The 18,998-nt window shown below is 45.3% G+C and carries 17 protein-coding genes; 7 read left to right on the forward strand and 10 right to left on the reverse strand.

Translation table 11 applies throughout. The annotated features are described in order from the left end of the window. Nucleotides 1-52 precede the first annotated feature (52 nt). Entirely contained in the window at nucleotides 53-1,333 is a 1,281-nt protein-coding gene (locus tag ACQCV8_RS11195) for a lysine N(6)-hydroxylase/L-ornithine N(5)-oxygenase family protein (RefSeq protein ID WP_426844714.1), read from the reverse strand. A 103-nt stretch (nucleotides 1,334-1,436) separates the two neighbouring features. After that, nucleotides 1,437-2,372, reverse strand: coding sequence for an alpha/beta hydrolase (locus tag ACQCV8_RS11200; protein ID WP_426844715.1), 936 nt, complete (start codon nucleotides 2,370-2,372; stop codon nucleotides 1,437-1,439). Between the two features lie 241 nt (nucleotides 2,373-2,613). On the opposite strand from ACQCV8_RS11200, the gene ACQCV8_RS11205 reads away from it, so the two are divergent. After that, a complete protein-coding gene (locus tag ACQCV8_RS11205) occupies nucleotides 2,614-4,107 on the forward strand; it encodes an FAD-dependent oxidoreductase (protein WP_426844716.1) in 1,494 nt (497 codons plus the stop codon). Between the two features lie 314 nt (nucleotides 4,108-4,421). Here the strand turns inward: ACQCV8_RS11205 and treR are convergent, their stop codons facing one another. From treR to ACQCV8_RS11240, 7 genes are all read right to left on the reverse strand, one after another. Next, nucleotides 4,422-5,141, reverse strand: coding sequence for a trehalose operon repressor (gene treR / locus ACQCV8_RS11210; protein WP_426844717.1), 720 nt, complete (start codon nucleotides 5,139-5,141; stop codon nucleotides 4,422-4,424). A gap of 15 nt (nucleotides 5,142-5,156) precedes the next feature. After that, nucleotides 5,157-6,851 (reverse strand): alpha,alpha-phosphotrehalase, encoded by a 1,695-nt coding sequence (gene treC / locus ACQCV8_RS11215; RefSeq protein WP_426844718.1) that lies wholly within the window; start codon nucleotides 6,849-6,851, stop codon nucleotides 5,157-5,159. An 86-nt stretch (nucleotides 6,852-6,937) separates the two neighbouring features. Then, nucleotides 6,938-8,335, reverse strand: a complete 1,398-nt coding sequence (gene treP / locus ACQCV8_RS11220) for a PTS system trehalose-specific EIIBC component (protein WP_426844719.1) — start codon at nucleotides 8,333-8,335, stop codon at nucleotides 6,938-6,940. 184 nt (nucleotides 8,336-8,519) lie between these two features. Further along, on the reverse strand, nucleotides 8,520-9,398 hold the full coding sequence (locus ACQCV8_RS11225) for a cation diffusion facilitator family transporter (protein WP_426844720.1): 879 nt from the start codon (nucleotides 9,396-9,398) through the stop codon (nucleotides 8,520-8,522). Nucleotides 9,399-9,552: 154 nt separating this feature from the next. Continuing rightward, nucleotides 9,553-10,197, reverse strand: a complete 645-nt coding sequence (locus tag ACQCV8_RS11230) for a DUF429 domain-containing protein (protein WP_426844721.1) — start codon at nucleotides 10,195-10,197, stop codon at nucleotides 9,553-9,555. A 109-nt stretch (nucleotides 10,198-10,306) separates the two neighbouring features. Then, entirely contained in the window at nucleotides 10,307-10,696 is a 390-nt protein-coding gene (locus tag ACQCV8_RS11235; RefSeq protein ID WP_426844722.1) for a DUF1992 domain-containing protein, read from the reverse strand. 18 nt (nucleotides 10,697-10,714) lie between these two features. Beyond that, on the reverse strand, nucleotides 10,715-11,428 hold the full coding sequence (locus tag ACQCV8_RS11240; RefSeq protein ID WP_426844723.1) for a glycerophosphodiester phosphodiesterase: 714 nt from the start codon (nucleotides 11,426-11,428) through the stop codon (nucleotides 10,715-10,717). Between the two features lie 266 nt (nucleotides 11,429-11,694). Between ACQCV8_RS11240 and ACQCV8_RS11245 the strand changes: the two genes are divergently transcribed. Then, the gene (locus tag ACQCV8_RS11245; protein ID WP_426844724.1) at nucleotides 11,695-12,069 is read left to right on the forward strand and encodes a hypothetical protein; all 375 of its coding nucleotides are present in this window, start codon (nucleotides 11,695-11,697) and stop codon (nucleotides 12,067-12,069) included. Nucleotides 12,070-12,278: 209 nt separating this feature from the next. Further along, complete coding sequence (locus ACQCV8_RS11250; protein ID WP_426844725.1) at nucleotides 12,279-14,111, forward strand: solute:sodium symporter family transporter; 1,833 nt, start codon at nucleotides 12,279-12,281, stop codon at nucleotides 14,109-14,111. 68 nt (nucleotides 14,112-14,179) lie between these two features. Here ACQCV8_RS11250 and fosB read toward each other — a convergent pair whose 3' ends face one another. After that, nucleotides 14,180-14,602 (reverse strand): metallothiol transferase FosB, encoded by a 423-nt coding sequence (gene fosB, locus ACQCV8_RS11255; protein ID WP_426844726.1) that lies wholly within the window; start codon nucleotides 14,600-14,602, stop codon nucleotides 14,180-14,182. Nucleotides 14,603-14,712: 110 nt separating this feature from the next. Here fosB and ACQCV8_RS11260 point away from each other — a divergent pair, with 110 nt between their 5' ends. From ACQCV8_RS11260 to ACQCV8_RS11275, 4 genes are all read left to right on the forward strand, one after another. Then, a complete protein-coding gene (locus tag ACQCV8_RS11260) occupies nucleotides 14,713-15,996 on the forward strand; it encodes an MDR family MFS transporter (protein ID WP_426844727.1) in 1,284 nt (427 codons plus the stop codon). Between the two features lie 80 nt (nucleotides 15,997-16,076). Next, the gene (locus ACQCV8_RS11265) at nucleotides 16,077-16,637 is read left to right on the forward strand and encodes a thioredoxin family protein (protein WP_426844728.1); all 561 of its coding nucleotides are present in this window, start codon (nucleotides 16,077-16,079) and stop codon (nucleotides 16,635-16,637) included. A gap of 13 nt (nucleotides 16,638-16,650) precedes the next feature. After that, a complete protein-coding gene (gene yccX / locus ACQCV8_RS11270) occupies nucleotides 16,651-16,920 on the forward strand; it encodes an acylphosphatase (protein WP_426844729.1) in 270 nt (89 codons plus the stop codon). 476 nt (nucleotides 16,921-17,396) lie between these two features. Beyond that, nucleotides 17,397-18,692 (forward strand): O-antigen ligase family protein, encoded by a 1,296-nt coding sequence (locus ACQCV8_RS11275; RefSeq protein WP_426844730.1) that lies wholly within the window; start codon nucleotides 17,397-17,399, stop codon nucleotides 18,690-18,692. Nucleotides 18,693-18,998 lie beyond the last annotated feature (306 nt).

Genomic DNA, 18,998 nt, shown 5'->3' on the forward strand with positions numbered 1-18,998 from the left:
TGTATCTTGCACTACTTAAAATGTACCCGCTTTGTTTAGAAGCAAACATTGCTTATGTGCTTTCGGGCATAAACTGCTGAAAAATCGGGTGGCCTGAAGCCTTATACCGGTCTTCTCCAAGAACCCGGTTGATGATTTTTTTATTGCGGTAAACAGAGAGTCCGAGGTTCGTCGCCCCCGTTCCGTGGGAATGGGCGATATTGGTCAGTGTAAACAGGTGATTCTCCCGTTTATCCTTGAAGGCAATCCGCAGATCCTCATATACCTTGAACCGTTTTTCATCCTCCCATTCGATCTCTTCCCTCATCTTTTCAAGCCAATCCGGCATGTACGGTTTAAATCCTGTCGCCAATACAACTTTGGCACTCCTGTGTGTAAAATTCTGCTCCGCCTGCCATTGCCGGCACGAAAGCTGATAACCGTCATCGATTCGGGCAATTTCCTGTACTTCAGTCAGCGGCTGGATCGTCACCTTCTGCTGCTGGCCTGATACGGATCGATGATACAAAAGCTCATAAATATTGGTCAGCGTCTTTTGATCTATGCCGTTCCGGAGCTGGCCAAGATCCTCCTGGGCACTGAGGCGCTTCTCAAAATCGAGCTTGTGAAAGTATTCCACATACTCCGGACTGAACACTTCCTGGGCCAGCTTAGCTGCTTCAAGCTGTAAAAATTCCGGAGACCGTGTGAACCAGGTCAGTTCAAATTTTTTCTCCTTCTGCGCTTTCAGCAGGTCATGGAAAATTTCCGCCGCACTCTGGCCGGATCCGATCACGGTAATGGAATCTGCTTCCTTCAAAGCCTGTTCTTTAAACATATATTCCATCGAGTGGAACACATCATCCTCCCGAACGCTGTCAAGCTTCATTGGCACAAGCGGCACACTCCCCGTTCCCAATAGAATATGCTTTGCCTGCACCGTTTCCCTCCCGCCATTGCTTGCGACAGTCAATTCATAATAATCACCGTTATATACAACAGACTCCACTTCATTCCCATACCGGCATGATTCAAGCTTCCTGGAAGCCCAACTTGCATAGTCGTTGTATTCTCTTCTCGGGATGGAAAAGTTCCGAAAGAAGAAAAACTGGTACAGCCTGTCCTGTTCATGCAGGTAATTTAAAAATGTATACTGGCTTTTTGGGTTCCAGAAGGTCACTAAATCAGCCAGGAACGGTACTTGAAGATCCGTGCCTTCAATCAGCATTCCCGGGTGCCAGACAAACTCCTGATTTTTATCAAAGAAAACGGCGCTGATTTCCGGAACATCTTCAAGCATCGCCGCCATGCTTAAGTTAAATGGGCCAATTCCAATCCCTGCTATATCATACATAAAAATTCTCCTCGCCTGGTATGCTAACCTCACTTTACCCAAACGAGGACAGAGTTAACCTGATGAACTTTATTGTATGCGCTTACATTTTTTTAAATGGGGATCACTGGGCGGGATCCCTTTTAATGTGCAGAACTTCAATCTCTTTTAGAAAGTCGAATACACGCTCTTCATACTTAATACGGTCCGTCAGAAAGGCCTGGGCATGACCTGCTTTCGGTACGAGATAAAGGCGCTTTTTCCCCTTTTTCTTTTTTCTGAATAAATCCAGCGACATTTGCAGAGGGATAAACGGGTCTTCTTTTCCATGAATGAACAGGATGGGGGTTTCCACTTTTTCCATTTCTGAAATGGGGGATATCTCCCTGAATCCCCATCCATAGCGGAGCTTCGTCACGAAACTCGTCAGCAGAATAAGCGGGGAAAACCGAATCTTAAAGTCCAGAGCAAGCCTCAGGCGCATAAGTGCGGTTAAATCACTGAACGGACAATCGGCGATACAGAACCCCACCCGGCTGTCATCCTTAATATATTGTATAGAGGAGGCGGCACCGAGTGATTCCCCAAGAAGTCCGATAAATGCCTGGCTTCCAAGCCTTTCATACAGGTAGTCAACCCAGGAGCGCAGATCATCTTTCTCGAAAAAACCGAAAGATGTATGATTTCCGCCGCTAAGTCCATGATAGCGGTGGTCACAGAGCAGGACATGGTATCCTCTCTTATGGAACATCTCAACATATTTAAAACTGCCGAACAGCGACCACGTTATGCCGTGAGCAATAATGACAGCCTTTTGGCTGTTTTCCACGGGGAAAAACATGCCGTGAATTTGATAGCCATGCTTTGAATCAATAAAGAGTTCTTCCTTTTCCGTCTGCTCGAAGTGATCTGCATTGATCTCACCGCTTCTTACTCCCATTGCAAAGGTCTCCTTATACTCGACTTTGCGCGGATAGATTATGAGATTGCTAAAGTAAAATGGAATCACAGCAGCAGCCAGAAACAGGATTATTACAGCTGTTATTACCCCAATCCACATCCTGTCCCACCTTCTTTATTTGCAATTTTTATATCCTATTAGCCAACTGAATTATATGTGATGAATGTTAATCCAAATGAAATTTTATGTAAAATTTCCCTAAAAGCTGCACCTATTAAAAATTTACAGCCTTCCAATTCTTATTTATAGTTATCACAAAATAACGGCAAATCTGCTATAACAGATATTCCCGATTTAGCACAGAGTACAAACCAAAATGTCTACTGAAAGAGGGATAAAGATGAAAAGCGATATTCTCATCATTGGAGGCGGCATCAGCGGACTGACCGCTGCGGCATTTCTTGCAGAAAGGGGATTGGACATAACCGTGGCAGAGGCCTCTAATGAATGGGGCGGATGCGCAGGCAAATTTAATCGCGGCTCTTTTCTCTTCCCTGCAGGTGCGACACTCGGAATGGGCTTTGAAGGGGGCGGCATCCATCATCGCCTTTTAGAAAAGCTGCACATACCATTTCCGAATGCCAAGCCTTTAAGCACCGTTATGGGAATTCATACCCCGTCCGGCTACCTGGAATATAAGCAGGACCGTCAGCAGCACCTACACAGCCTCAGTGAGGCCTTTCCGGAGTCTGCTGCCAGGATACGTTCTTTTTATAAAGAGATTTGGAAAATAGGCGCAGAGGTTAAAAAGCTGCTGGGGACACTTCCGGCGCTCCCTCCCTCTGCTTTCATGGATATCGCTGACCTGATGGCATCACTTAAACCCGGCACCCTCACCCTTCTTCCCTATCTTGCAAAAACCGTTGGCCACCTTGTTAAAAAACATGGCTTGCACGGAGACCCGTTTGTTCAATTGCTTGATGCTCAGCTCATTGATTCCATGCAGACCGATTCGGCCGGCTGTTCGGCCATCATGGGCGCCTACGCCCTGACAATCTATCACGAAGGCGCTTTTTACATTGAAGGGGGGCTGAATCAGCTTGGTGAGGCTATGGCCATTTCGGCAGAAAAATATGGGGCTGTACTGAAAAAGCGCACATGGATCAAGTCCGTCCGGAAACACAATGGCCTGTTTGAAGCTGAAGATCAAAAAGGCCGGATTTTGACGGCGGATCATGTCGTTTCGACTGTGCCCGTCCAAAATTTCCTGGAGCTTCTTAATGAACCTCTCATACGTAAGATGGGCAGGCGCTATGTGCAAAAAGGCGAAAAAAAACAGTGGGGAACCATGACCCTTTATCTTGCCATTCGGGAAGAAATCATACCGGAAAATGCCCCGCTTTTCCAGCAGGTGCTGACTGATAAGAATGGTGCCATGGCAGAAGGCGCCCACCTCTTTCTTTCCCTATCCGCCCCCGGTGACCTGATTCGAGCACCAAAAGGCTTCCGCACCCTGAATGTAAGCACCCATACCGACCTTTCGCTATGGGATACAAAGGAAAAGTACGATACCTATAAAAAGACGCTGAGGGACAGGATGATAAGCGGGGTCAAAAAAGCCATCCCCCGAATTGAAGAAGGAATAGAAAAAGAGGAAATCGGGGCACCAAAAGCGTGGGAGCGGTTTACGAAACGAAAAAACGGAATGGTCGGCGGAATTCCCCAAACCCTGGAGCATGCCCTGTTCAACAGCCTCTCCCACCGCACGGGCGTAAAAGGATTATGGGTTTGCGGAGACAGCGTTTTCCCAGGCGCCGGCACCGCAGGCGTCTCAGTCAGCGGCTACCACGTATACCGCTCGATAATGAGAATGATGGGGAAGAAGTATCTGTAGCGGTTCCCCGTTTTGTGGAGGGACGGGCCGACTTTGATCGTTTACGGGCCAACTTCTGTCGAATGCGGGCCAACTTTTGTCGTTTACGGGCCAATTTCCGTCGAATACGGGCCAACTCCTGGCGAATGCGGACCAACTTCTGTCGAATGCGGGCCAATTTCCGTCGAATACGGGCCAACTCCTGGCGAATACGGACCAACTCCTGTCGAATGCGCACCAGCTCCTGTCGAATACGGGCCAACTCCTGTCGAATACGGGCCAGCTCCAATATCCGTTCCACACAAAAAGCCGGCGAGTGATCGCCGGCTTTCCTTTTATACCTGACCCCTCCGTGCAAAATCGACAAACCGGAATTTGTCGAGCCGGTGACGGGATTCGGTGTACTGAAACAAGGTGGTATCTTCCAGATAAACATAGTTCTTGACGACTACGACGTGCGCGTAGTCATACAAATCCAGATAGGCGCGGTCCTCACTTGTGCATTCCTCTACCGTGATTTCCTTCTCGGCATACCCGATTTTAAGGCCGAGCTCGCCCTCCAGGTATTCATAAATGCTATTTTCACAGATTTCCTTTGATAAAAAAGGGACGGTTTTTTTGTCCAGATAATCTTTATCCAGGATGATTTTTTCCCCTGAGATTTCCCTTGAACGGACAACTTTCCAAATATCCGCGTTGTTGCCGCTTGTCAGCTGATTCATGATGGGCTCATCAGCATGGACCAGGGCGAGCTGATGAACCTTGGTGACCGCTTTTGAGCTGAACGTTTTGGCTAATTCTTTAAAGCTCACAAGACCGGATACTGGAAAGCTCATTCGCTGAGTGTCCAGAACGACCGACCCTTTACCTTTTATCTTTTGGATATGGCCGTTTTGGGCAAGCAGGTTAAGCGCTTTGCGGATTGTTTCCCTGGAAGCTTCGTATTTTTCGGATAAGACGTTTTCGGAAGGAAGAACGTCGCCCGGATTCAGGGGGCCCTCTTGAATTGTTTCGAGCAGCTCCTGATACACCACTTGATATTTTGTTTTTGCCATCCTCTTCACCATTTTCTAATTTTTCTGTTTGGTTAGATGATAAACGATGGATTCATATGGCCGCAATGAAATTTTTTCAGCAAAAGCCGGACTGTCCTCATAATTTGTGATCAGCGTTTCTGCTGTGAACCCTTCATACGAAAGACTGGATGGCAGCTCGAACATCGTTTCTTTTCCATAAAAGTTGTTGATGCACAGCAGCTTTTCGTCTTCAGTATTACGGACATAGGCAAAAATGTCAGGATGGTCCTCTAAAATAAGCTGGTAGTCTCCGTCTGTAATTATGTCCTTCTCTTTGCGGAGACGATTCAGCTTTTGATAATGATAAAAAACAGATTCTTTGTCCTTTACCGCAGCTTCGGCATTGATCTCTTCGTAGTTCGCTGCAGCTGGAATCCATGGGGTTCCAGTAGTAAAACCTGCATGCTGTTCTTTGTTCCATTGAACGGGTGTACGGGAATTATCTCTTGATTTACTTTTCAGGATTTCCAGAATTTCTTCCTCACTGCGGCCTTCCTGCAGCATAATCTTGTGCATATTCAAAGATTCTACATCGCGATATTGACTGATATGCTCAAATTTAGGGTTGGTCATTCCGAACTCTTCGCCCTGATAGATGTACGGGGTTCCCTGCATCAAATGGATAACAGTTGCAAGCATTTTAGCTGATTCCGTGCGGTACTCGCCGTCGTTTCCATAGCGGGATACGATTCTTGGCTGGTCATGGTTGCACCAGAATAGAGCATTCCAGCCTCCGCCTGCGTTCATTTTGACCTGCCACTCAGATAAAATGTCTTTAAGCTTTAGAAAATCAAAATCCGCGAGTGCCCATTTTTCTCCGTTCGGATAATCCACCTTCAAATGGTGGAAGTTGAAGGTCATGCTGAGCTCCGTGCCCTCTTCATTCGAATAGCGGATACAGTGGTCAATGGTAGTAGAGGACATCTCTCCAACGGTCATCACGTCATATTTTGAGAATACTTCCCGGTTCATTTCCTGCATGTATTCATGAACCCGGGGACCGTCTGTATAGAAACGGCGGCCGTCTCCAGGAGCGATGGAGCCATCATCATCAGGGAAATCCTGATTTTTCGAGATGAGATTAATGACGTCCAAACGGAACCCATCCACCCCTTTATCAAACCAGAAATTCATCATGCTATACACATCTTTGCGAAGCTTTTCATTCTCCCAGTTCAGATCAGCCTGCGTCACGTCGAATAGATGGAGGTAGTTCTCGCCTGTAGCTTCGTCCAGCTGCCATGCAGATCCTCCGAATTTGGACACCCAGTTTGTCGGTGCGCTTCCATCTTCCTTGGACTCCTTCCAGATGTAATAATCCCGGTAAGGACTGTCTTTTGATTCGGCAGCTTTTTTGAACCATTCGTGCTCTGTGGATGTATGGTTGACTACAATGTCCATAATAATTTTCAAATCCCGCTTATGAGCCTCTTCCAGCAAACGGTCGAAATCCTCCATTGTGCCATATTCGTGGTGAATGCTGTAGTAATCACTTATATCGTATCCATTGTCCTTTTGCGGGGATGAATAGATCGGGGTCAGCCAGACAACGTCCACTCCAAGTTCCTTCAAGTAATCTAGCTTTTCTATGATGCCCTGAATGTCGCCCGTCCCATTTCCTGTCGTATCGTTAAAGCTTTTCGGATAAATCTGATATACGGTCGATTTTTTCCACCACGGATGTTTCATTTGTATGCACCACCATCAGTAAATTTTGTTGTAACCATAAGGTAAGGATGAAAAAAGCGAAAGGGACAATTGCTTGTCCCTTCCGTTTATTTTGCTTTTTTTGCTCTTGCCATGATGTACGTTAACACAAATGGAACCACTAGGGTAATGAGTACACCAATTCCAAATGACAGCCAATATTCTTTATCAATGGAAAGGAACGCAGGCAGCCCGCCTACTCCGATAGAAAAGGCTTTAACGCTGTTAATGCTGATAATAAGACCGCCGATAGCAGATGCGATTATGGCTGCGATGAACGGATAGCGGTATCGCAAGTTTACTCCGAACATCGCAGGCTCCGTTACTCCGAGATAAGCGGAAAGTGCTGCCGTACCGGCCAGTCCTTTTTGTTTCTCATCCTTTGTCACAAGCATCATGGCAAGGGCAGCGGAACCTTGCGCGATATTGGAAAGCGCAAGCATCGGCCATAAAAATGTTCCGCCGGCTGCTGCAAGCTGAAGGTCAACCGCAAGGAACGTATGATGCATCCCGGTGATAACCAGTACAGCATATAACCCGCCGTAAAGCAGTCCGCCTAATGCGGCAAAGTTCGCAAAAAGTGCAATAACGCCATCTGTTAAAAGATTTCCAAGAGCGAACGTCAACGGACCAATCGCAATAAACGAGGCAAAACCGGTAACCAATAGAGTAACAGGCGGTACGATCAGCATTTGAATGCTGTCGGGCACGCGTTTCGTCAGGAACTTTTCAATCACGGCAAGGAGATACGATGCGACTAAAATCGGGAGAACCTGGCCTTGATATCCAATTTTTTCAACGGTCAGACCAAAAATGTTCCATGCCGGTATTTCCTTCGTGTCCCCGTAAGCATAAGCACTAAGCAGGTCAGGGTGAACTAGCATTAAACCCAGGACAATACCAAGAAGAGGACTGCCCCCAAACCTTTTTACTGCCGACCACCCGATTAAAGCCGGCAAAAAGGTAAAGGCGGTATTGGCTATTAAGCTGATAATGCTTGCAAGATCCGCCCATTGCGGATAGACCACAATCAGCGGGTCATCAAAGAAAATCCCTTTTCCGGTAAGCAAGTTATTAATCCCAAGCAGCAAACCTGCGGTTACGATTGCAGGCAGGATCGGAATGAAAATGTCTGCCAGCATTTTGACAGCTCTCTGAAGCGGATTTAAATTTTTTTCAGAAGCTGTCTTCACCTCTTCTTTGGACGCTTCGCCAATGCCTGTTTGTTCAGCCATTTCGCTGTATACCTTATTAACCGTTCCCTGTCCGATGACGACCTGAAATTGTCCATTCGTTGAAAAAGATCCTTTAACGACATCGATACTTTCTAATTTTTCTTTATCTACTTTACTCTCATCCTTCAGAGCAAAGCGCAGCCTTGTTACACAGTGTGTGGCAGCTGAAATGTTTTCCTTGCCGCCGATTGCCTCAACAATCTCCTTTGCAGATTGCTTATGGTTGCTCATACCTTTCCCTCCCGTAATCGTTTTCAATATATGAGTTCTTTATCCATAGAGTGAGCTTTTAGCAGGATATTAATCCGCTTACATTCTTATTGTAACCTGTATGTACAAGTTACAATTTCATTATAAACATGTCTGTACACGTTTTCAAGAAAAATGCAAAAAAAATAAGCAGTTCACTGTCTGCTTATTTTTCCCCTGGATACAGCTGCTCATGCTCTGGTTCAAGATGAATGAGCACTTCCATCTTCTCGAATTGGCTGTGAATGTCCGCTTCAATCCGGTCGCAAAGCTCATGCGCCGATTCTATACTCATTCCGGACGGCACGACGAGGTGGAAATCCACATAATTTTCCGGACCGGCCTGACGTGTTCTGAAATCATGAAATTCAATATACTGATCGCTGTAAGAATTCACAATACGGATAACCTGCTGCTCATCCTCTGCAGAAAGCCGGGCATCCAGAAGCGGCGGAAAGGATTCTCTCATCAGTTTAAAGGCCTCGGTCATAATGTAAATAGCAAGGACAATTCCGATAAGCGGATCGAGGAAATACCAATCTGTCAGACTTACTAGCAGCAAGCTCACCGCAACTCCGAGTGATGTATACACATCCGTGAGCAAATGCAGCGCGTTGGATTTCATTGCTACTGAATTCGTTTTTTTCGCTATATTCCCTACAACCCTTGAAACCACGAGATTAATTGCAGCACCCAGGACCATAACCCCGATTCCAAGAAGAGGAAGATGAACAGGCTCTGGGTGTAACAGCTTGTGTACACATTCATAAATGATCCAGATGCCTGCGACGAAAATGAGCAGCGTTTCAATCGTGCCTGATACATTCTCTACCTTCCCATGTCCATAAGGGTGTTCTTTATCGGCAGGCCGGTTTGACAGCCTGACAGAAAAAAAGGCAATGAGTGAGGCGAGAAGGTCCAGGGACGAATGTATGGCTTCAGAGAGAACCGCTACTGACCCTGTAACGATTCCGACCGCTATTTTTAAAAGAACAATAAATGAATTGCTGATTACAGAAAGAAAAGCAATTTTAGGTGCATTCATCAAGTGACCTCCGTTTTTAATCCTGCTTTATCCTACCAGATCAAATTCGTGTGGGTCTACAGCAACCTTTTTTGAAGGTTACACGAATATGGGAGGTGTGTAAAAAAGTTTTCTGCAGCCAATATTAATGGGTTGTTACAATTTGTAAGATTTCTTAGCATAAAAAATCATACGGATGATGAGGAGGAGACTTTGGATAAATGAGTTTTGGAGCGGATCTGATCCAGTCTCTGACCGCCATCGCTGCTGCTATCGCATCGATTGAATGGGCAGATTCGGCTGCCTCTTCCGGAATCCCGTAAATGCTTTGCCGGGCGAACCAATTTACAACATAGGTTCTTGATTCAGCAGCGTTTTTATACAGGAGTCCGTGCTCTTTTTCACCGTCGTTTAGTCTTGTGAGTAAAGCTGAGCCCGGATGAACCTCAGCCATTTTAAGATTGGTCCCCATCCCCTCCAAAAGAGAAGCTACTTTCAGCCCCCTCACCGTCAAATACACCATCCTGGTCAATGTGGGCGGCATGATGGAGCTGGAGCGCAAACCATGCCTGGCCATTTCTTTCCTGAACCATTTATCAGAAGGCCTGTCCCCTCCGCCGTCATTATATGAAAGCGGAGCATCCAATCCGACAGCGAGTGAAGAACCATCCGTCTTTTCTGCAAGCTCTAAAATATTTGCATCACTCAAACCAGTTTGCAGCTCTTCAAGATGCATGGTTTCCCCCTCCAGCCTGAAAAGGGCGGCGGCTGTATCCTTATGGTTTGATGGACCGGACAAATCAACCCCCATAATAAACATTTTCTGCACCTCCTAATTCGACATGTTTCCCGTGGAACAACCTAAAAAATTCAAATTGTGCGTCCTTTCGCCGGAGGGCGGATCTGCCCGATAAAAAAGACAGATGCACTTAGCGCAATCTGCCTGGTTGGCCCTTTAACCGGCGTTCTATCTTTTGTTTGTAAAGTGCTGATGCAGGTGAAGAGAAAGCATTCCGTTTTTCAAGCAATTTTTCCAGTTCATATTCACGCTTAGAACGTCTTGCTGAAAGCTTTTCCCGCTCTTCGTTATCAGAGGAATTCTTCATGAGGTCATCTATGGTCATAAGTTCCTTCTTCAAATCCGTTTCCGAGAGCATGCCTGCGTTTTTCAGCATTTTGTATGCCATGCGAAGGTTTTCAGGCACACTTGAAAGGTCCTCTAAAACCAGCGGCTTTCCCAATCCATTCAGGTTCTGAAACTCCCCATCTTTAATCGCTCTTTTAATTTTATCCTCGGAAACAATTGCAGAAAAATCCATCCCCAGCTCTCCCCTCTGTTACCTTATTTCATTTATATAATCAGGGTAATCTGTAATCATCCCATCGACTTCCATCTTTTTTAGAAAAGACACTGCCTCTCTGTTTCTTACTGTATAGGGTGTCGTTTTCATTCCAAGAGCGTGGATTTTTTGAACAAGGGCGCGCGAAACCAGCTTTTTGCTGGGATTAAGAAAATGTGCATATTCAGATATATCCCTAAGCATCGCGGAAGAAATTCCAAGCGGACGGAATTTCATCAGGACTCCTATTTTTACATCGGGCAAAATCCGGTGCATGTTCTTCATCGACTCCTGCTCGAAAGACTGGACTACCTTGTCTGCAAGGGGATATTTCGCTAACTCAGCCGCTGTCTGCTGCTCGATCCCCGGATACAAAGAGGGACTTTTCAGTTCAATCAGCATACCAGCCTTCCCGTTGTACCGGTCGAGCACCTGTGAAAAAGTCAAAATGCGCTCCCCTTTAAATTCAGGTGAAAACCAGCTGCCCGCATCCAGTTTTAACAGCTCCGCTGCCTTCCTGTCACGGACCTCACCGCTTCCGTCAGTCGTCCTCTCCACGTTCGTATCATGAATTACGACCAGCACGCCGTCTCTGGAACGCTGCACATCAAAATCTAAATAATCGGCTCCCATTTTTATTCCTAAATCAAAGGATGCTTTCGTATTTTCCGGCGCATACCCTGACGCTCCCCGGTGAGCAATATTCAGCATTCCCGGTACCCCCTCCCATAGGGTTTCTAAGCCATTACAGGACCTGGATTGAACAGACCGGTGCCTGTATCAGCCTGTCCTGCTCTATTTTCATCATAAGATGAATAAGTCGAATAATCAATTCTGTGCGGGTTTACCAACCGATTGCTAAGCTTCCTGCCCGCTGCATATATCAGCCTAAGCGGCTGCGCCCATTCTTCAGCCGTCATATTTCTTATGAGCTTGCCATATGAATTTATAAACTGGCATTGAAGGGGGACAAGTTAGTGAGTATGGAGGAAAAAGCAGCCCGGTACCGGAAGATTTCTTTGCAGATTAAGGAGCTTGAGTCAGAGCAAAACCAGCTTAAAGAAGAGCTGAACGCTTATTTAGATGGCCGTTTCGGGGAAAATCAGAAGGGTAAAATGGAATTGGGAGAGTACGTGGTCCAGCGGCAGATCCGGTCTCTTGAAACCTATGCAGAGGATACCCTCATTGCCAGATTGGAAGCATTGAAGCTTGAAGACTGTATTCGAACAGTGAAGAAGCCGGATAAAGACAAAATCGAGGCTGCCTTAACCCTTGGGCTGGTGTCAGGGGATGACCTTAAAGATTGTATTAAACAAAAAATGTCTAAAGTGCTGATTATTAAAGAAAAATAGGTTTCCTGCCGGGTCTTACGAAGATCCGGCATTTTCGTATACATAAATTATTTTTGAAGGACTTTTCCGGTCTATTTTTCCAGTGTGCCGTGAGTCTTTGTCCTTAAATATGTTTTCAATATAAATCTTTTGGTTTGAATTTCTTCTGATTTGGTTATTTAAACAGTACGCTTTGAGCGAGATTAACTTGAACAGAAGGAGAGAACAACATGAGTGCAGGGAATCTCTGGTTTACACTTTTAACTTGTGCTTTATTTATGGGAATTGTTGCTTGGATTTCATATAAAAAATCCAAAGACAATGTAGGGGATTCCAACGGATATTTTCTTGCCGGAAGAGGCTTGAACGGAACATTCATTGCTGGTTCACTCTTGCTCACGAATTTGTCTGCCGAACAGCTCGTCGGATTGAACGGACAGGCTTACCGCACAAATTTAACGAATATGGCCTGGGAGGTTACAGCTGCCATCCCCATTATTATAATGGCGCTTTACCTATTGCCTAAATACCTGGGCGGAAACTTCACGACCCTTCCCGAATTTTTGAGTAAACGCTTTGATGAAGGCGTTCGATTGTATACAGTTATTTTATTTATGCTCGGCTACATATTGGTTACGAGTCCATCCATGCTTTATTCAGGCGCAATTGCTGTTCTTAAGCTGTTTGATGTTCCAGCCATTTTCGGCATCAGCTATGAACAATCCATCTGGGTGATTGTATGGGGGATTGGGATCATAGGAGCCGTTTATGCGATCTTCGGAGGACTGAAGGCGGTAGCAATCTCGGATACTCTGAACGGAATCGGATTGCTGGTTATCGGTGCCCTCGTCCCAATACTGGGTTTCATCGCACTTGGAGGCGGAAACTTTCTTGACGGCATCAAAGAAATCTCTACGAACCATTCAGAGAAATTGAACGCAATCGGCGGTCCGGAAGATTCAGTGCCATTTGGTACGATTTTTACCGGGATGATCATTGCCAACCTATTCTACTGGGCCTCTAATCAGTACGTCATTCAGCGTACGCTTGGAGCTCAAAACCTGGCTGAAGGGCAAAAAGGAGTAATCATCTCTGGGTTTTATAAGCTTCTGATTCCTCTTTTCATGATGGTACCGGGTGTCATTGTGTTCCATCAGTATGGAAATTCGCTCGAGTCTGTTGACCTTGCTTATCCTACCCTGATTGCAGAGGTACTGCCTACATGGCTTTCCGGTATTTTCCTTGCCGTCCTGCTTGGTGCAGTATTCAGTTCTTTTAACTCTCTATTAAACAGTGCGGCTACGATGCTTGCCCTTGATGTTTATAAAGCCCGTTTCAACCCGAAGGTCAGCGATAAAAAGCTCATCATGGTAAGCCAGTGGTTTGGTACATTCCTTGCACTTGTTACACTGTTTATCGCACCGCTTTTAATGTACGCACCAAACGGACTTTGGGATTTAATCCGTAAATTCACCGGATTTTTCAACGTTCCGATTATCGCTATTGTCTTAATCGGTGTTCTTACAAAATATGTGCCGGCTATCGCATGTAAAGTCATTATCGTCTTTCACGTCATTGCCTATTACATGCTCATCTGGGGAACCGATCAGCTATTCGGCTTTAAATGGGATATCAATTTCATTTACATCTATGCCGTCCTGTTTGCAGCAGAAGTAGCGATCATGCTTATGTTTGGTGTCTGGAAGCCAAGATCCACCCCATATGAATTTAAATCAAGGTCCGCTGTAGACATGGTGCCCTGGAAATATGCACTTTCTACATCCACCTTACTGATTGCTCTCGTTGTGATGACATACATTGTCTTCTCACCGCTTGGCCTGGCTTATGAACAAGCGATTGTGTCTCCTTACTTCTGGCCATCCATGTTTGGAGTAGCCGCCCTTGCCGTCTTCTTTATGGTCTGGTCAGTGAAGTTCTGGAATTCCCGCTATGCAGATTATGTGGCCAAGCAGCAGATGAACATTAAGGATATAAAAAAGAGAGCAAGGCTTGTACCGAAAGTAGAAACAAACTTTGTTAAATATAGAAAACAGGAAGTTTAATGCGTACCCCTTCTGTTCACTAATGCAGAAGGGGGTTTTTTATGAGTTCCTATCCCATGAATTTCTCCTCATTCAAAAAACTCCATATGCTCTTTTTCCTCTCTATAATAATCCAGCCGGTCCTGAAGAGTGCCCGTATGAAATTCAAATTTATGACCATCCGGATCTGTAAAATAGATGGATGTTTTATCTCTTTCATCTCTCGTTCTCCCCGAGAGAATCGTGACACCGAGTTGTTTAAGCTTCTCAAGCATGTTTTCTGCATCTTTTTCTTCTATTGAAAAGGCTGTATGGGTATAGGACAGATGAATGTCTGACCTTGGAATATTTTTTTCTTCATTGAGAGCGAGCCAGATCCCGTTCAAATCGAAATAGGCAGTTGTTTTTCCTTTCATCAATAGCTTTGCGTTTAATACGTTTTCATAGAAAGATATCGATCTCTTCAGATCTGAAACGGAATAAAGCAAATGATTGATTCCCGAAATCTTCATGTCCTTCCCCCTTTTACTTGCAGCATAATTTATTTCTATATAACCGTTCATGTTCCCTTCTTTTCAGGTTATGATTAGGGAGTGACTTTACAGGAATTGGGGATAAGGCCATGAAGATTAAAGAATGGGATTTTAACTTAAAGGTACGGCTTTTCGGGGAAGCGATGATGAATCTTACATTTTGGATGTTCTTTCCTTTCCTTGCTATATATTTTTCTGACGAATTCGGCAAGGAGATGGCCGGACTGTTTTTAATAGCGGCACAGGTATTCTCCGTTTTCGCTAACCTTCTTGGCGGATACAGCGCTGACCGTTTCGGGCGGAAGAAGATGATGGTCCTGTCGGCAGCCGGCCAGGGTATTTCCTTTATCGTTTTTGGAATTGCCGTGGCTCCCGCTGTAGATCTGCCATCACTTGCTTTCGTTTGTTTTGCGCTTGCAGGGGTATTCGGTGCTCTGTACTGGCCTGCGAGTCAGGCTATGATTGCAGACGTCGTCGCTGAGAAAGACCGTAGCGACGTGTTCGCCGTTTTCTATACGTCTCTGAATATAGCGGTTGTGCTTGGACCGATACTTGGAAGCATTTTTTATGTCCATTATAAGGTGCAGCTTCTGGTTGTGGCCGGGCTTGTCTGTTTTCTTGCATCTTTCATCCTGCAGAGGTGGACAAGGGAAACGGCGCCGCTTGTTCTTTCGACTTCTGCAGATCCGGAAAAGTTAAAATGGTATAAAGCGGTCAGCGGGCAAATGAAAGACTATGGAATCATCTTCCGCGACCGCACGTTCCTCCTCTATATCCTGGCGGGAATACTCGCGGCACAGACGTTCATGCAGCTGGATTTGCTCTTTCCTGTTTACATTAAGGAAGTCATCGAAAAGGAGACACTCTTTACCCTTTCGGATTGGACCTTATCTGTGAACGGTGAACAGTCTTTTGGAATGGTTCTGTCTGAAAACGGTCTGCTTGTCGCAGTATTCACCATCTCCATTACCCGGTGGATGACCAAATACAGAGAACGGAACGTTTTTATCCTTTCCTCCATTTTTTATGCCTTTTCCATCCTTTGGTTCGGTCAAATGGCGAGTACAGCCGGTTTTCTCGGTGCAATGGCGCTCTTCACATTTGCTGAGCTGATGACTGCAGGGCTTCAGCAGAGCTTTATTTCAAAAATGGCCCCTGAAGCCATGCGCGGACAGTATTTTGCTGCGGCGAGCCTCCGGTTTACAATCGGAAGAACGATCGCACCTATTTCTATACCGATGACTGTCTGGTTCGGATTTGACCTGACCTTTTTCATCCTCTGCCTGCTTGCGCTGCTGAGCGCCGCTCTATATTATGTCATGTTCCAGCGGTATGACGGCCCATCCGTAAATAGAGCAAAAGTAAGGGCATAGGCTATTAACCGGAACATTGGCATTCTCCTCCATTCTTATATATAGTAGAACGTGAGAAGATATACGGGAGGCTGTTCATTATGCTAAACGAATGGTTTAAGAAAGGCTTAACGAAAGAAGCCTATATTCAAAGAATGAGTGTGCATAAGGAAAACCTGCTTCATATCTACAACAGCTTTCAAATGAAAGAAGAAGACCGAGTGTTTCTGCAGACTCTTCAACAGGAAAACCTTCGTGCAATTATACTGACAGCTGACTGGTGCGGCGATGCGATGATGAACTTGCCGATTCTCATGAGGCTTTCCGGAGAGGCACTTATTGAAACACGCTACCTGAACAGGGACGATAATCTGGAGCTTATGGATCACTATTTAACAAACGGGACAGCCCGCTCTATCCCAATCGTTATTTTGATTAATGAAAATGGAGAAGAGACAGCAAGATGGGGACCGCGTACGGAAACTGTCCAGAATTGGGTAGATGAACAAAAGCAATACCTTCCGGACAAAGAAGCTCCGGAATTTAAAGAATTATTCGCTGTCTTCGCTGAAAATGTATCCAGGCGTTTTACTTCTGACACTGAATTTTGGGCAGACGTTAAAAATGATGTCATTGAAACCATAAAGAATCGCATTCAATAAGGAGGCGGTATCCGTGAAAACGAAACTGCTGGTGCATGGTCATGTTCAAGGAGTCGGTTTCAGGTATTATGCACAGACGAAGGCTATTCAAAGGAATATTAAAGGCTGGGCCAAAAACATGGACAATGGTTCCGTTGAAATTGTGGCAGCCGGCGAAAACCAGCAAGTGGAAGCATTCATTGGTGAAATGGAAAAAGGGAGTCCGCTGGCGAAGGTAGAAGAGATTGAGCAGATTGAATACGAAACGGAAGAAGCGTTCAGCGCATTTGATATTAAATACTAGACGAAAGACTGGTCTGCTATCCTATACATGATAGCAGACCAGTCTTTATTTGGAATAATAAGGAATTATACCCTTCCTTCATTTTCGAAAAATGTGTAGGATGAAATAGGTGCATGTGTTTACTAATCTCCTGCACAGGGTAATTACTATCGGGTTGGATTTATTAAGAAGCCGGGCAGCATGCTGTTGACTAGGAGCCGAAAAAACAGTAAAGTGTTAAAGTTGATTTCATTTTTGTAAATTATGAATGGATTCAGCTGATGCTCTGTAAAAAAACTGTAAGGTTTTCATGTATTTTTTGTTGAGATTTGGTTAAGAATTGGCTGAAGGGGTTTCGTTCGCAGGATTTAAAGATATATATTAGGAAATAAGATTAAAAATTAACTGTTATTGGGAATTTTTAGTTCTTATTCATGTGAATGCAATTCTTCACCTTATGCCTGAACGATTGAGGCAAGGTAAGAAAGAGGAGACTCATGATCAAATTAAAATTAGAGAATCTATTAGCATGGATTAAAGCTTACCATTTAGAGATTGGCGTTGGGCTTTGCTTCCTTCTCCCGCCGGTCGGAATTTTATGGCTTGTTGTTATTGGCTGGAATCACTTGAATCACGTTGTGTACAGGAGAGCTCCTTTTACACTGAATCTGACTTCATTCTTTTTCCTCTGCCTCCTTGTTTCATCAGCGGGAGCGAGCATCGTTCAGCAAAATGGAACTTATTTGCTGATTGTTGCACTGATTGCCGGATATTTAGGATTGTATCTATATATTAAAGAAACCTTAACGCTGGCGTTGTTTCAGCGATATAAACGAATCGTAATTGCAGGCGGGTTCTATTTATTCCTGTCGGGTCTTATGCTAAAGGAACACCCGGTAAACGGTCTGCTCGCCTTTTTAACCGGAACCCAGTTTATTGGCGGCTCGGCAGATAACAGTGAAGCCAGGCTGTTCGGAAGTGCGTACAATCCGAATTTCACCGCCTTCCTGCTGCTGCTGACCTTTGCTTTCGTGATCACCAGCATGCTCGGCCATATGAAAAACAAGGAACATCAGCTGCTCCTTTATCAAATTCCATTAATTCTCGTCATTGCTGCAGCGATCTTCCAAACAGGCTCACGTTCCGGAGTTGCAACGATGTTTATTATGACTTTGTTTTTGGTCATTAAACTTAACCCAAAGCTTGGAATAACCTGTTTAGGAATGCTTTTCGCAGTGAGAGATCAGCTGATTGCCCTCATTCCCCGGACTGAAGTAATCGACCACTCTGCTCTGGCCAGAAAAGAAATATGGCTGAACAGTTTAAGCATCTGGAAGGATAACACTTATTTTGGGACAACACCTCTTGGATTCTATGACTCCTACCTTGAGCTATCAGGGAAAGGTGTACCGCATGCCCATAATATGTTTCTGGCCTTTTTTGCCGAATACGGCACCATTGGAGGCTTAGCATTCCTGCTGCTGGCTGCCGGAATTGCCTTTAAATTTTGCTGCCTGTATTTTATGGAATCTAAAAGAAAACAGCTATTAAACCTATTTATGATTTCCATTCCGATTATTTTCCTTACCGGAATCCTGGATCATCCGCTCGTTTCACCACAAACGGCACTCATTGCCGTCATTCTTCTGGCAAGCTGGGACCGCTACACAGAGCCGGTTCATGTTCTGCAGAAATCGGTTGCCTACATCAAACGGGCATATCTGCGAATCAGCCTGCAGACCGATAATTCACACAACGTATCGAAGACCCAGAAGAATAAAAGCAAATATTAAAAAAAGCTTGCCGCTCTAAGTCGGCAAGTTTTTTTAGTTCCTTCAGGCTTTAATAACACGAGTAAGAGGGCCATACTCTGCAGGCAGGTCAGTTCTGCGCTGCGGCAGGACGCCGCGTCTTTAGCAGAACTTCCTTCGCAAGGCGCCTCTGCTTTTCTTTTTGTCCAGCTCCGGCGCCTAGCCCCTCGAGGTCATAAGCCTCTTCCCCTGCGAAAGGAAAAACACCTTTCTTCGGAGGCCTGCAGGAGGCAGGTCAGTTCTGCGTTGCGGCAGGACGCCGCGTCTTTAGCAGAACTTCCTCCGCAA

It is taken from the genome of Metabacillus sp. 84 (assembly GCF_050107715.1).
Classification (GTDB): domain Bacteria; phylum Bacillota; class Bacilli; order Bacillales; family Bacillaceae; genus Metabacillus_B.

Coding starts and splice junctions, on each gene's coding strand:
- ACQCV8_RS11195 (WP_426844714.1), bottom strand. CDS start 1,333: ATGTATGATATAGCAGGGATTGGAATTGGCCCATTTAACTTAAGCATG.
- ACQCV8_RS11200 (WP_426844715.1), bottom strand. CDS start 2,372: ATGTGGATTGGGGTAATAACAGCTGTAATAATCCTGTTTCTGGCTGCT.
- ACQCV8_RS11205 (WP_426844716.1), top strand. CDS start 2,614: ATGAAAAGCGATATTCTCATCATTGGAGGCGGCATCAGCGGACTGACC.
- treR (WP_426844717.1), bottom strand. CDS start 5,141: ATGGCAAAAACAAAATATCAAGTGGTGTATCAGGAGCTGCTCGAAACA.
- treC (WP_426844718.1), bottom strand. CDS start 6,851: ATGAAACATCCGTGGTGGAAAAAATCGACCGTATATCAGATTTATCCG.
- treP (WP_426844719.1), bottom strand. CDS start 8,335: ATGAGCAACCATAAGCAATCTGCAAAGGAGATTGTTGAGGCAATCGGC.
- ACQCV8_RS11225 (WP_426844720.1), bottom strand. CDS start 9,398: ATGAATGCACCTAAAATTGCTTTTCTTTCTGTAATCAGCAATTCATTT.
- ACQCV8_RS11230 (WP_426844721.1), bottom strand. CDS start 10,197: ATGTTTATTATGGGGGTTGATTTGTCCGGTCCATCAAACCATAAGGAT.
- ACQCV8_RS11235 (WP_426844722.1), bottom strand. CDS start 10,696: ATGGATTTTTCTGCAATTGTTTCCGAGGATAAAATTAAAAGAGCGATT.
- ACQCV8_RS11240 (WP_426844723.1), bottom strand. CDS start 11,428: ATGCTGAATATTGCTCACCGGGGAGCGTCAGGGTATGCGCCGGAAAAT.
- ACQCV8_RS11250 (WP_426844725.1), top strand. CDS start 12,279: ATGAGTGCAGGGAATCTCTGGTTTACACTTTTAACTTGTGCTTTATTT.
- fosB (WP_426844726.1), bottom strand. CDS start 14,602: ATGAAGATTTCGGGAATCAATCATTTGCTTTATTCCGTTTCAGATCTG.
- ACQCV8_RS11260 (WP_426844727.1), top strand. CDS start 14,713: ATGAAGATTAAAGAATGGGATTTTAACTTAAAGGTACGGCTTTTCGGG.
- ACQCV8_RS11265 (WP_426844728.1), top strand. CDS start 16,077: ATGCTAAACGAATGGTTTAAGAAAGGCTTAACGAAAGAAGCCTATATT.
- ACQCV8_RS11275 (WP_426844730.1), top strand. CDS start 17,397: ATGATCAAATTAAAATTAGAGAATCTATTAGCATGGATTAAAGCTTAC.